General features: G+C 55.6%; 12 protein-coding genes. 6 read left to right on the top strand and 6 right to left on the bottom strand.

The window, feature by feature from the left end; translation table 11 throughout:
• Window positions 1–878, bottom strand: an 878-nt coding sequence (locus tag B2R17_RS25715; RefSeq protein WP_286766254.1) for a tetratricopeptide repeat protein, incomplete at its 3' end; no start/stop codon positions are given.
• Complete coding sequence (locus B2R17_RS25720) at window positions 878–2437, bottom strand: sigma-70 family RNA polymerase sigma factor (RefSeq protein WP_007328293.1); 1560 nt, start codon at window positions 2435–2437, stop codon at window positions 878–880. The genes B2R17_RS25715 and B2R17_RS25720, both read right to left, overlap by 1 nt.
• An 807-nt stretch (window positions 2438–3244) precedes the next feature.
• Between B2R17_RS25720 and B2R17_RS25725 the strand changes: the two genes are divergently transcribed.
• The gene (locus tag B2R17_RS25725) at window positions 3245–3790 is read left to right on the top strand and encodes a hypothetical protein (RefSeq protein WP_286766255.1); all 546 of its coding nucleotides are present in this window, start codon (window positions 3245–3247) and stop codon (window positions 3788–3790) included.
• Between the two features lie 102 nt (window positions 3791–3892).
• Here B2R17_RS25725 and B2R17_RS25730 read toward each other — a convergent pair whose 3' ends face one another.
• The 3 genes from B2R17_RS25730 to B2R17_RS25740 all read right to left on the bottom strand — a co-directional run bounded on the left by B2R17_RS25730 (window position 3893) and on the right by B2R17_RS25740 (window position 5917).
• A complete protein-coding gene (locus tag B2R17_RS25730; protein WP_286766256.1) occupies window positions 3893–4720 on the bottom strand; it encodes a class I SAM-dependent methyltransferase in 828 nt (275 codons plus the stop codon).
• Between the two features lie 21 nt (window positions 4721–4741).
• A complete protein-coding gene (locus B2R17_RS25735) occupies window positions 4742–5296 on the bottom strand; it encodes a DinB family protein (protein WP_286766257.1) in 555 nt (184 codons plus the stop codon).
• Window positions 5297–5425: 129 nt separating this feature from the next.
• Window positions 5426–5917: a thiol-disulfide oxidoreductase DCC family protein gene (locus B2R17_RS25740; protein WP_286766258.1), complete on the bottom strand. Its 492-nt coding sequence runs from the start codon at window positions 5915–5917 to the stop codon at window positions 5426–5428.
• 207 nt (window positions 5918–6124) lie between these two features.
• On the opposite strand from B2R17_RS25740, the gene B2R17_RS25745 reads away from it, so the two are divergent.
• A complete protein-coding gene (locus B2R17_RS25745) occupies window positions 6125–7888 on the top strand; it encodes a hypothetical protein (RefSeq protein WP_286766259.1) in 1764 nt (587 codons plus the stop codon).
• Window positions 7885–8490 (top strand): hypothetical protein, encoded by a 606-nt coding sequence (locus B2R17_RS25750; protein WP_286766260.1) that lies wholly within the window; start codon window positions 7885–7887, stop codon window positions 8488–8490. The genes B2R17_RS25745 and B2R17_RS25750 overlap by 4 nt, the downstream gene beginning before the upstream one ends.
• Here B2R17_RS25750 and B2R17_RS25755 read toward each other — a convergent pair.
• Entirely contained in the window at window positions 8466–9242 is a 777-nt protein-coding gene (locus tag B2R17_RS25755; RefSeq protein ID WP_286766261.1) for a hypothetical protein, read from the bottom strand. The two genes, B2R17_RS25750 and B2R17_RS25755, sit on opposite strands and share 25 nt — an antisense overlap.
• 256 nt (window positions 9243–9498) lie before the next feature.
• Between B2R17_RS25755 and B2R17_RS25760 the strand changes: the two genes are divergently transcribed.
• The 3 genes from B2R17_RS25760 to B2R17_RS25770 all read left to right on the top strand — a co-directional run.
• Window positions 9499–10272, top strand: a complete 774-nt coding sequence (locus B2R17_RS25760) for an RsmE family RNA methyltransferase (protein ID WP_286766262.1) — start codon at window positions 9499–9501, stop codon at window positions 10270–10272.
• Window positions 10273–10332: 60 nt separating this feature from the next.
• Window positions 10333–11733, top strand: a complete 1401-nt coding sequence (locus B2R17_RS25765) for an ATPase with chaperone activity (RefSeq protein WP_008667567.1) — start codon at window positions 10333–10335, stop codon at window positions 11731–11733.
• Between the two features lie 141 nt (window positions 11734–11874).
• The coding region (locus tag B2R17_RS25770; protein WP_286766263.1) for a serine/threonine protein kinase at window positions 11875–12795 on the top strand (921 nt) is incomplete at its 3' end.

The raw sequence follows: 12795 nt of genomic DNA on the forward strand, positions 1-12795 counted from the left end.
TTGCCATCGCGTTGATACAAACCGTCGAGAACCTCGAGGAACGATCCCTGGTAATCGATCTCGACACCCGCGGGCAAACTCATCAGTCCGGATTGAGCGTCGATGTCTGGGATCAAACGTTCGATTCCCAAACCCGATGGACCGACGGCGGAGGAAAACAGCGGGATCATCTTTGGCGGGCAGACGACCATCACGCGAGCACCATCCTGAGCAAGTGCCGCGGCGACACGCAGGAAGTGAATCGCATCACCGAGTCCCTGTTCGGGATAGATCAAAACGGTTTTGCCATTGAGTGGTTGGCCGGACCAAACCGGCACATGTCCACCCGCGGAACGCACGTGATCTGTGATCGCGGGACGACCGACGCCGGGCATTCGCCAACGCCATCGGTATTCGTTCCAACCACGATCGTAGTCACCCAGCAATAGCGAAATCACACCGAGGTTGCGGTGCAGTTCGGCATTGTCGGGCTGGATCGCGAGTCCTTCTTCGTACCACTTCAGACCACGTTCGATTTCGCCGTTCCAGATCCAAAGCGTTCCGCGATTCTTGATCGCGGAAAGATAGCCTGGTTGAAGCTCCATCGCTTTGGCGAAGCTTGCCTCGGCTTGATCGACCTGGCCGAGCATTCGAAAAGCGTTGCCAAGGTTGTTCCAAGCGATCGGGAAATTGGAACGCAGGCCGATCGCTTTTTGGTACGAGTCCACCGCTCCGGTGAAATCTCGTTTGTCGAACTGAGCGATGCCCAGGTAGACCCAGGCATCAGCGGAGTTGGGTACCTGACGCAAAACGCCGCGATACATTTGCATCGCGGCGTCCACGTTACCCGATTGATGAACTTGCCAGCTTTGCTGCAAGATCTCGGCCAAGGTTGGCATCAGTCTAGGAAGCCAACCAGGTCTTGGCTGCGGCTAGGTTGTTGCAGCTTGCGAACCGCTTTGGCTTCGATTTGACGAATTCGTTCGCGGGTCACCTTGAAGATGTGCCCGACTTCTTCCAGCGTGTAGCTGTAACCGTCGCCCAGACCGTAACGCAGTTTGATGATTTCACGTTCACGGTAGGACAGGCTTTTCAGCACGCCGGTGATTCGTTGACGAAGCATTTCTTGCGTCGCACCAATCTGTGGGCTTTCTGCTGTGCCATCGGGCAGCAGGTCGCCGAACTGGCTGTCTTCGCTGTTGCCAACGGGACGGTCCAACGAGATTGGGAAACGGCTCATCGTCAAAACGCGACGTGCTTCTTCGATGGTGACATCGGCCCGACGAGCGGTTTCTTCGATCGAAGGTTCACGACCAAGTTCTTGCAACAACTGGCGAGCCACGTTGCGAACACGGCTCATGGTTTCCACCATGTGAACCGGAATCCGAATCGTACGGCTTTGATCCGCAACGGCCCGGGTGATCGCTTGGCGAATCCACCATGTCGCGTAGGTGCAGAATTTGAAACCACGACGGTATTCGAACTTGTCGACCGCTCGCATCAAACCGGCGTTACCTTCTTGGATCAGGTCCAAGAACGACAGACCACGGTTGCGATACTTTTTCGCGATCGACACGACCAGACGAAGGTTGCCTTCGCTCAGTTCACGTTTGGCTTGTTGGTAATCGCTGTAAACCGATCCCAACATCTTCACGCGGTTGCGAAGCGAGGTGGGCGTTTCCTGACAAGCGGTCAGAATCTGACGACGCTCGTGCAGCAACTGCTCACGGACTTCGCGGCCGTGCTTGGTTCGTTTTTGCTGACGCACCAACTCATCGATTTCGTCCAATCGGCGAGAGAATTTCTCTAGCAAGCCGATTCGGGTTTCGATGCGTTGTGTACGCAGACCGAGTTCCTCGACCAAACGAACCGCACGACGACGGCGACGAGCCAGTGCACGCCAAGCTTCCGCACGACGGCGGGCGGGTGCACTCTTGCTCATCGCGACTTTCCAGTCGTGACGGTTGCGGTTGAGCAGCGTTTGAAGGGTTTTCAGGTTGTGTGGCAAACGACCAATGATCTGTTCTTTTTCCAAACGGTCGGTCACGCTGACCTGAACGGTTCGGTCGAACGGCAGTTGGCCGCGGTAAACCTTCTTCAACGTCTTGTAGGCTTCGACCAATACGTAGTGGTTCTCGAGCAGCTTCGTGCGGAAGCGGCGGCGAGTTTCTTCGATACGTTTGGCTAACTCGATTTCTTGACGACGCGTCAGCAAAGGGATCTCGCCCATTTGCGTCAGGTACATTCGAACAGGGTCGTCCGACCAAGTTTCCGATTCGTCGAGCGCAATCAGTTCGTCCGGGCTGTCCAATTGGACTTCGCCTTCGGGCGCATCGGCAACGCTGACCGCGTTGTCGTCTTCGCTGTCGTCGACTGGTAACTTGCGGAATCCTCCTGTGACCACGTCAGTGCTTTGTGCTGAAACGTCGTCGAAATCATCCATCATCGGATCAAACAAAGTAGATACTCCTTTAGGTGGCTGTCTTTTCTATGTTCGACGACCGCGATTGGTTTGGTGGGTCGTCACAAAGAACGCTGTGGCGAATCAGCGTTCGGGGCAATTCAATTGGTTTTGGAACATCCGTGTCGTTGGGCGGCGGCACTCGTATGAGCAGGTCGTCGTCGGAGTGTAGTTACGCCGAATGTGAGGTCGAGACGTAATCTGCCGCCGGGCATTGGGTCACTGGCGAAGTCGGTCAGGAGAAGTTCGAGAAGCACGTGGGTTTCGAGAAGAACAATCAATCAATAACGAATTCGAAACGGTCCATGTGTTGGGAATGTTGCCAGTGCGAGGGACGCGGGTGCAGATCGATTGACCGACCGACGACGTCCATTGAAGAAAATTCCGACACACAGTGACTCTACCACCCGTTAACCTGCAAACCTCCGAATCAACTGCCAATTGGAAAAATTTTCCGATTGACCCGATATTCCATCCTGGAGGCTGAAAAGGGACGGTGGACCGTTTGTTGCGCGAACCGAATCCCATTCGGAAGCGAAGACGAACGATAGCTCGTTGTGGTTGTATCGCGACTCATCCAGAGGATGTCCGGTCAGCAAACGTGATTCTCGTGATCGATTGGCCAAGCAAGTTGAAGAATTTCAGATGAAACTCTGAATCAACTTGCCGCCAAATGGCCGTTCGACGAGAGTGACGTCCTGACGGGAGCGATTGGTCGTGTGTTACCCTCAGCACACCGTGATTCTAGTTCCCAGAATGTCTCGGTCCACCCGGGCGTTGTTCTTTTGACCCGTGATTTCAGCCATGTATTTGCTTCCCTGTCCGCACTGCGAAGAGTCCGCCGAGGTCAGTCCCGCCCGAGCCGGTGACGAGATCCCCTGCCCTCATTGCGGTCAGAACATCTCCGTTCCGAAACTGGGTGAACTGCGTCAGCTCCCCACCGCAGAGGGCGATGCGGCGACGGAGAAGTCCAATGCCAAAGCGGCCGAGGGCCGTGCCAACCGGCCGACAGTGCTGTTCACGGCACTCGGTTTGCTGGCAGCAGGCCTGTTTCTGGCAGCCGCGTTTTGTCTCGTGAATTGGGCCACTATCAGCGTTCCGCTGAACACCGAAGGGCACATTGATGAGTTCCGACAGGCCTACAAAGAGGTCAGCTCGGCTCAAATGATTCGGGAATGGGAAGAAATCAATCGCAACGGAGTCGATCTTCCGGCGATGTATCAGTACCGCGTCATGGAGCTTGACAAACAGGCCTGGCTGACCAACGCCGGGCTGTTTTCTGGGGCCGGTTTGCTGGCTGTCATCGGAGCATTTTTTGTCGGTCGATCAGGTCGAACAAGCGAGGTGTGAACCCGCTCACAATCCAGAAAAAAAATTTGGGCCGATACAAATCAACACTGCTTGGTTGAGGGACACTTGGTTGGTGTCCTGATCGGGGACATCTTTCCGTACTCAACCTTTGTTCTGCAGCACGTAAACGACATCTTCGGTGGAAGCGTCAACGATGATGGGATCGTCCATGTCGTACGCGAAGTCGTAAGTCGCCAAGCATTCCCACTGGCCGTCCGCCGCGATCAACCGATTCATCTGGGCCGGTGTGTAACTTCGCAAGTGAAGTTCATCGTTGATGCGGAAACTTCGACTCGGAGTGTGCACATCAAAACGAATTCCGAAACGTTCCATTCGTTTCTTCTTGTCTCGGTTGATCGTCCACATGTGCGTGTTGATCGCCAAGTTGCCACGACGAGCCGACCATGACTCCGTTTCGCTGGGCGGCACCTTTGTTGGCGTCAGGTGCACACCGAGTAAGTAGATCCCGCCACGGCGAACCATCGATGCCATGCTGCGTAGGTGCCCGCGAGCGGCGGCTTCGGAATTGACATGCCGGAAACTGTTGATCGTGTTGAACGCGACGCAGGCTGGCCCTTCCGCTTTGGACGTCTTGGCTTTGCCGAGTGCGGATCGGAAGTCAGCGGGTGAGAAGTCGCACATGTCCGCCACGATCGCGGTTGGTTTGAATCCGGCTCGTTCCAAACGTTGGTTGCAAAACTTGACGGCTTTCTCGTTCAAGTCCAATCCGCAGGTCGCATAACCTTTGCGGTTCAGCGAAGCCATCAACCGCCCTGTTCCGCAAGCAGGTTCGAAGAACAACTTTGGTTTGCGGGTGAGAAAGGTGTCGGCGCAGTCGAGAATGAACTGCGTCTCCGCGGCGATGTCAGCTCCAAAGACCAAGTCGTAGTACTTGGGATGGTCGTAGATCGATTCTTCGAGGACTTCCATGGATTCAGTTTCTTTCAGTTCCTAGCGAACAGATTCCAGGCCGAGCCCACGTCGCAGCATTCCAATTTGGCCCGCGTGCAAACCTTCGTGAATCGGGCAAAACAACACCGCACCCAATTTGCAGGGGTACACCGCGTACGGCATGTCGATCTCCACGAGCAATTCGGCGGGATCCAGTGAGTCGAGCTCCGCCGTCGACAATTCGTGCACGCGATTCAATTTGTCCAGCAACTCTTGTGCGGACGGTTGGCCGTCGGTCGCCGCAGATGGTTGGCTGCCCCGAGCATAGGTCTTCCGAAAACGACCTGGGATCAGTTCCAGGTCATCGGGGTGGCGACCTCGCATTCGAAACATCAGCAATCCGTATTGGCTGACGGCCAAGTGCCCGACTTGCCAAGCCACATGGGATACGCCGCCCGGTGGAATCTCGAACCAGCGATCCATCGGAGTCGCTCGAAGAAGTTCCAGCGTGTACTGACGGGCAAATTCAATTTGGCCACGTGCGGCTTCGAACATCCGAATCGCGTCGGACAGCTCTGGCAGTGGCTTGTCGGAAGAAGGAGGTATTTGGCTCATCGCCGAACTTTAGCCCGGTCGCGCGGCTCTGTCACCCAGCGTCCAATTCGCTCTTACCGTTCAGATTCGATGACACGTGCAAGCGAGGTCCCCTCGGCGGTGCCTGACACGCCTTTTCCCGATCACGGCTCAGTGAATCGAACAACTTCCTGAGTCACACGATTTACCCGCCAGCCGATACCGACGTTTGGCGACTTCGTGATACAGCCGACGCCACAATTTTGCGGTCCCCGGCAGATGCAAAATCGGAGCAGCAAACCACAGCATTGGTAGTCGCCGCGAAAGATAGCGAACCGCATCGGCACCACCGTGACGTTGGCCTTGCTGATCAATCACGTACATCTGATCCATCAGCTGTTCTCGCGTCAGATCGGGATAACGGTCTGACACCCGATCATCATGGAGCGACAAAAATGCCAGTCGCTTTCCGCCCCAATCTAGACGCCGAAGGTTCTGGACGCCCGCCTTGCAGAAATTGCAGTGCCCGTCGTAGATCACTACATCGCACGCCGGACACTGGTCAGGATCCGGCAAATTGCCAAATCCGCGTGTCGGTTGCGAAGCAGCGGATGACGGCTCAGCGGCCGTTTTCGCGTCGGTGATGGGTTGGGTTTGGGACATATGTGAAAGTGTACGTCACTGGTGAACCCGCCAAATAGGATTCTCGTTCCGTCGGCGAATTTGGTGAACGGCTTGGATTCCGCCGCACAGATTCTGCTGCCAGGAGCCAGATTCGGCGTGCGGGAAAAGCGTTCACCGCGCTATAATGATGAGAACTGAACCGCACTCGTTCCGAGTTCACAACTTCGGGCACCCACGGAGCTATCCATGACCAGCGTCGCCCCATCGCAGGATCCGCACGACGAGTTGACCCAGTGGTCGCCCGAGGAAGCCAAGGCCAAAGTTGAATCGAAAGTTCGATCGGCCCGCAGACGAATGATGCTTGGCAAGTTTGGACGCACGTTCGCGGTGACTTGGTTCGTCGGTTTGATTGTCGCAACGATCGCGGTCGGGGCGATGGCGATCACCCCGTTGCCGCTGGACCGCTTTGGTTTGGAATCGTCCGAAGTTGGGGCGACCGAGTTGACGGTGCAGCAATGGGCGATGGGATGGATCGCGGCTGTCACAGTGGTTTCCATTCTCGTGTCCGCGATTGTGACATGGGTCACGGCTCCATCGGTCATGCGAGTCGCTGCCGAAGTCGATTCGCGATTCGGTTTGAAAGAACGCTTGAGCAGTGCGTTGTCATCCGATGGTTCGTCAGATGGAAAATCCGCGGCGGGCAACGCTCTCCGACAAGACGCTGCCCGACGAGCCAGCAAGCTGAACGTGGCGGAGAAGTTTGCATTGTCACCTCAGCGAGTTTCTTGGTTGCCGCTGGCGATTGTTCCGATCCTGGCCGTCATGGTTTTCGCAATTGAGCCGGCAACCGAAATCACTTCCGAGCTGAACAACGAAGTCAACGCGAGCGAAGTTCGGCAAGTCAAAATTGCCGCCGCGGAATTGAAGAAGCGTCTGGCTCAACAAAAACGCGAAGCCGATGCGAAAGGTTTGCTCGAGGCTCGCGAGCTGTTCGAGAAGATGGAATCGCAGCTCGACAAGATCACCGAAAGCAAGACGCTGAAACGCAAAGACGCGTTGCTGGAACTCAACGACATCAAAGAACAAATCCAAGCTCGCAAGGATCGACTGGGCTCACCGGAAGAGATGCGGAAGACGCTCGCTCAGATGAAGGGGCTCGACGGCGGCCCGGCCCAGAAGGTCTTGTCGCAGATTCAGAAGGGTGAGTTTGGTAAAGCAGCGGAAGAGATCAAAAAGCTTGCTGAGCAAGTGAAGAATGGCAAGCTCACCGATCAGCAGAAAGAGAAGCTGAACAAGCAAATCAAGAAGATGGCTGAGCAGATGAAAGCGGCTGCGAAGAACCACGAGGAGAAGAAGAAGCAACTGCAAGAAAAGATTGACCAGGCCAAACGAGAAGGACGCAACGAAGAGGCTGCCAAGCTGCAACAGAAGTTGAACGAGTCTGAATCGGCCGATGCACAGATGCAGCAAATGCAAAAGATGGCTGATGCGATGCAGCAAGCCGCCGACGCAATGCAGCAAGGCGACGAATCCGCAGCTGCTCAGGCGATGGAAGAAATGTCCAGCCAGTTGGGCGAAATGCAGATGGCCATGTCCGAGCTGGAAGATTTGGAATCGGCCTTGGGTGACCTGTCGCAGTCCAAAAACCAAATGAATTGCAAGCAGTGCAACGGCGATGGTTGCCAAGCGTGTCAGGGACAGGGATTCGGCGAAGGCGAAAAACCAGGGATGGGAATGGGACGCGGGAAAGGCAAAGGTGACCGACCCGAAGAAGAAACAGACATCAACACCTACGACACCCAAGTTCGTGGCAAGGTCAAACGTGGACGAGCGATCATCGCCGGTTTCGCGGACGGTCCCAACCGAAAAGGTGTGACACGCGCAGACATCCAGTCGGCGATCGAGTCGAACCTCAGCGAAGAAAGTGATCCACTCGAGGACCAGGTCTTGCCTCGCGACGAACGGGAACAAACTCGCGAATACTTTGACCGATTGCGAGAGGGTTCATGAACCGCGGCAACGTCTTGATGGTTGTTGTTGTTTTGCTGGGATGCGTTTGGCGAGGGCTGTGGCTGTCCGCCGGCGTGACGGATTCGACCTCGGTGGCCGATGCGACTCGTACTAAGTTGCTCCGCCAAATCGCTGATGAACTGAAAGCACGCGGGCGAGTCGCCGGTCCGCAGGACCTACATGGCGTTCAGGTGTTGGCCTATTTTAATGATGCTGGCTCGGCGGATTCAACAGTTGCGTCCTCGCGATCGTGGAAGCTTGATTCCGTTCAACGATTCGATCCCGACGCGGAAGTTTGGATCGTGTCGGGGGCTGATGGCAAACCAGGTTGGGACGGTTGGGATGACAACCAAAATGGCACGGTTGACGACCTGAGCGAGCTTGGTGCCGCGTGGAGCGATGATCATTGTCTGACGCCGCTGGATTCCGAGTACGAACAAGTCGATCCAGCCTATTCGCGGATCATCAATCGCGGCACGTTTGTACCGTCCGACTTCGAATCTTTCGCGGCGGACCATGCCATCAAGACGGACGAAAGCGATCCTCGGTCAACTCCGTGGCGGTTGACGTTCGTTGATCAGGCCGCGGCTGATTCTCTTTGAGCAGCTGTTGCAGAAGCCCAAGCTTGACGTTGCTGGTCAAACCGATGGATCGCTTGTTCATCGATTCGTTGCCATCGTTCGCGTGCTCCCCATGCCAGCACGACGTGCGTCCAAAACGCCAATTGACGGTAGTCTTCGCCAGCCCACTGGGCGATGTGCTGTGCAGCGGATTCTGTCATGCGAGGTTGAAATTGACCGGCGTGCGATAACGCTGCCAGGAGACAACGGGCGAGCGAATGTTTGGAAACACGCATCGTGTGACTGACGCCGGAGAAGGTTGCTGGTCCCATCACAAGCAACGTCATTGGGTTGCGCCGTGGATCGAGCTTCAATGATTGCTTGTACCACTGGATCGTTGCTTGGTCGGGTGTTCCGTCGACGATGCACAGCGTGTGGATGCCAACGGTCTGATTGCTTCTTGCAGTCGACAGCCATTGATGACAAACGTCACGGTCGAAGTTCGTCGCTTCGGTTCCCATGACATCCAGCGGCAGATCAGCCAAACCGTGTGTCGCCATCCACTGCCGAGCCCAGGTGGTTGCTCCGGATCCCGGGCGGGTGATCAACTTCGCGATTCCGACGTTGTTTCGCAGAATGGTTTCCAGCCAGATTCGAGCCTGCGAGTGTTCTGCAGAGGCGAATAGAAACTCGTCCGGCTGCGGTGGAACGTTGACCGCAGGAGATTCGGCAAATGGTTGGCGGAACAATCCCCAGTGGCTTTGATCGGCCGGGCTGAGCAACGGGATCGGCATCGACGGCAGTCTCTCTCTCGGAAAAGAATCGGCTGGCCCGGCGGGGCGATGCATAAACGAAGCTGACGTGGCTGCAATTCGTTTCAGGCATCGCTTGTTGGCATGGGGGACCAACCGGGGTTCGCTATGCAGTCAGATCGACTGACCCGCTCGCCGATCGCTTTCCGTTTCGGTTACCTTGCACCGATCGGTGCAACCGGCACGATCAGACCTTTTGGCTTTTTGTATCTCTTCGAATCTTCCTGAACCGCCCGCGATGACTCGACGCTACTACGTTCCCGATCTGCGAACCCAAGCACCCGTTGTGCAACTGCCGGATGAAGAGGCGTCGCACGCGTCGCGGGTCATGAGGGTGCAAACTGGTGACCGGATCGAGTTGTTTGACGGGTGCGGGCACCAGGCGGACGCGGAAGTGGTTACTGTCAGCAAACGCGAATGTGTTGTCCGGTGCGATGCGATCAAGGCGGTTGATCGCGAGCCAAGCGTCGCGATTGATCTCGCGATTGGTTTGCCTAAACCGGATCGAGCCAAGGAGATGATCGAGCGATTGACGGAACTGGGCGTTGCACGTGTGTTTCCAATTGTCTTTGAAAGAACCCAGCGACCTCCCAAAGACAACTTTCTCGACAAGCTTCGAAGGATCGTGATTGAGTCGTGCAAGCAATCGGGACGCAACGTTCTGATGACAATCGAATCACCAACCGACTTCGCCAGCTTCGCCGAGACAATCGCCGCGAACAAAAACACCAGCGATGAGGGGAATGCCCCATCGAGTTGGCAACGGGTGTTGGTCGCGATGCCGGACTCACCGCCGCTCAACGCGACGGATGTCAATCAAAAAGACACGGGCCAATCCGTTGCGAACGGTCGACCGAGAACGCTGGCGTTGATCGGCCCCGAGGGTGGGTTGTCGGATGCGGAACATCAACGATGCATCGACATCGGAGCAGAATCCATCGGATTGGGCCGGCGGATTTTGAGGATTGAAACGGCTGCGGCGATTGTTGCGGCGCGTTTGGTGGTGGATTGATAGATATGTTCACTAGGGAGGCCGGTGGCAGTTCGGTCTCGAATCGCAAGCTAGGTTTGCATGGCCAACGATCTCGTCCCGCTGGGGTGGGTTGTTCGGAACCAATGCAAACAACTCCAAATGCTTGCTTCACGCATGAATGCCCTGCTTACCGACACACACAACTTCGAATCAGCCGCGTTGGGCGGTTTGCTGACGGACGATACGTTTTGGCCAGCGGAACCTCGCTCGCTGAATGAACTCGGCCTGTCGGTCAGCTTTATCGAAGCGTTGACGATCAAGTCGATTCATCAAATCGGAACCATCAGCGGTCGCAATGTGGCAACGATGATGGGGTTGCCGTTTCGTTTGGTGGAACCCATTGTCGATGCGCTTCGGACTCGCAAATTCGTGGCTCATGTGCGGCCGGCGGCATTCAACGACTACTACTACTCGCTGACCGAACTGGGACAAAAGCGAGCGCAAACTCACCTGCAACAATGCAGCTACATTGGACCGGCCCCCGTGCCATTGGCTGACTACTCACTCAGCGTGGAAGCTCAAGCCGCCGGAGTCGATCCCATCGAGCGAGATGATTTGCAAGCTTCGCTTTCGAAGATCTCCTACCAGGATGAATTGCTCGACCAGATTGGTCCCGCCATCAACAGCAACACCGGGATGTTCCTGTTTGGTCCTCCCGGCAATGGCAAGACCACCATCGCTCGAAGCTTGACTCAGTGCTTGGGCCAAGAAATTTGGATCCCTCATGCGATTCTGGATGATGGCAACCTGATCAAAGTCAAAGACGATGCCTATCACCAAGAAGCTCCCGTGCCGGAAGGCGACGGTCAATTGTTGAAGGCACAAGAATGGGACAAGCGTTGGGTGCGAATTCAACGACCCAGCGTTGTTGTCGGCGGTGAGTTGGTGATGGAGAACCTGGAAGTTCGCCACGATCATCGATCCAATATCTGCGAAGCGCCGCTTCAGATGAAAAGCAATTGTGGTTGTTTGTTGATCGATGACTTTGGTCGTCAACGAATCGCTCCGGAAGAGTTGCTCAACCGGTGGATTGTGCCACTGGAAAATCGATGCGATTACCTGACGTTGCCAACGGGAAAGAAGATTCAAATCCCGTTTGAGCAGCTCATCTTGTTCTCGACCAACCTGAATCCGGATGACCTCGTTGACGAAGCGTTTCTTCGCCGCGTGCCCTACAAGATCTTCGTGAACGATCCGTCGCCGGATGAGTTTCGGTCACTGATGAAAACGGTTGCTTCGCAAATGGGTTTTCCTGAGACACCCGAAGCCGCCAATCATTTGCTCGCCTATTACAAACAAAACAATCGACCGCCACGTCGATGTCACCCGCGAGATTTGTTGACGCAGGTCGCGAATTTCTGTCGCTACCGTCGATTGCCTTTGACATTGCGACCTGAGTACCTCGACCAAGCGTGCCGCAGCTACTTCAGTGCTCTCTAGGCTTTGTCTTAAACGGGCTCAGCCCTTTTCGGGTAGCGCTTGACCCTTCCAGATTTTTCAAAGCAGCGGATTCCATCAAGGAATTCGTGACGAACCAAACTTTCCAATTCGCCGCTCAACAATGTTGTTCACAGTCGTCCGATGACCGTCAAGACAACCCAAACGATCGCTCCCGGATACGAACCAATCACTGGCTACACGCTGGAAAAAAAGATTGGTGAAGGAGGATTTGGTGAAGTTTGGTTGGCCAATGCGCCAGGCGGATTGAAAAAGGCGGTGAAGTTCGTGTTTGGTGCCAACGACGCCAGACGCGGTTCACGTGAGCTGAAATCGTTGGAGCGAATCAAGGGAGTTCACCACCCGTTTCTGTTGACTCTGGAACGATTCGGAATCGTGGACGATCGCTTGGTGATCGTCACGGAACTGGCGGACGGATCGCTCGAAGACGTTTTGAAACGACACCAAGACCGTGGTTCATGCGGCATTCCTCGGGCAGCATTGCTGTCGTATCTGCACGATGCTGCGGACGCGTTGGATTACTTGCACGGCAGTTATCAACTGCAGCACCTCGACGTGAAGCCGGGGAACTTGTTGTTGGTCGGTGGACACGTCAAAGTCGGTGACTTTGGTTTGTTGAAAGATCTGCGAGAGATCGATCACTCGGTGATTGGCGGATTGACGCCCATATACGCTCCGCCTGAACTGTTCGACGGTCGGCCATGCATCAACAGCGATCAGTATTCGCTTGCCGTGATGTACCAAGAGTTGTTGACGGGAACGCGTCCATTCAGTGGTCGCACGATCGCTCAACTGGCAACGCAGCACATTCACGCGGCGCCCGTGTTGGATTCATTGCCAGCAGCAGACCGTGTGGCGGTGGCGCGCGCATTGGAGAAAGATCCCGAGCGTCGTTTCGACTCTTGCAAAGATTTTGTCGAAGCCCTGCGAACGACCCGGGGACGAGACGAGACGCCGATCCACACCTCCGCTAAACCAAGCATCCGGACCCGTCAGGAAGCCGTTGAAGACTTGCCCAGTCTGAAGTCTGGGAAAGCGATGGTC

Source organism: Rhodopirellula sp. UBA1907, assembly GCF_002337565.1.
Classification (GTDB): Bacteria; Planctomycetota; Planctomycetia; order Pirellulales; family Pirellulaceae; genus Rhodopirellula; species Rhodopirellula europaea.

Excerpts from the sequence above, each read along its gene's own strand:
- B2R17_RS25725 (WP_286766255.1), top strand. The coding sequence starts at position 3,245 with ATGTATTTGCTTCCCTGTCCGCACTGCGAAGAGTCCGCCGAGGTCAGT.
- B2R17_RS25730 (WP_286766256.1), bottom strand. The coding sequence starts at position 4,720 with ATGGAAGTCCTCGAAGAATCGATCTACGACCATCCCAAGTACTACGAC.
- B2R17_RS25735 (WP_286766257.1), bottom strand. The coding sequence starts at position 5,296 with ATGAGCCAAATACCTCCTTCTTCCGACAAGCCACTGCCAGAGCTGTCC.
- B2R17_RS25740 (WP_286766258.1), bottom strand. The coding sequence starts at position 5,917 with ATGTCCCAAACCCAACCCATCACCGACGCGAAAACGGCCGCTGAGCCG.
- B2R17_RS25745 (WP_286766259.1), top strand. The coding sequence starts at position 6,125 with ATGACCAGCGTCGCCCCATCGCAGGATCCGCACGACGAGTTGACCCAG.
- B2R17_RS25750 (WP_286766260.1), top strand. The coding sequence starts at position 7,885 with ATGAACCGCGGCAACGTCTTGATGGTTGTTGTTGTTTTGCTGGGATGC.
- B2R17_RS25755 (WP_286766261.1), bottom strand. The coding sequence starts at position 9,242 with ATGCCGATCCCGTTGCTCAGCCCGGCCGATCAAAGCCACTGGGGATTG.
- B2R17_RS25760 (WP_286766262.1), top strand. The coding sequence starts at position 9,499 with ATGACTCGACGCTACTACGTTCCCGATCTGCGAACCCAAGCACCCGTT.
- B2R17_RS25765 (WP_008667567.1), top strand. The coding sequence starts at position 10,333 with ATGGCCAACGATCTCGTCCCGCTGGGGTGGGTTGTTCGGAACCAATGC.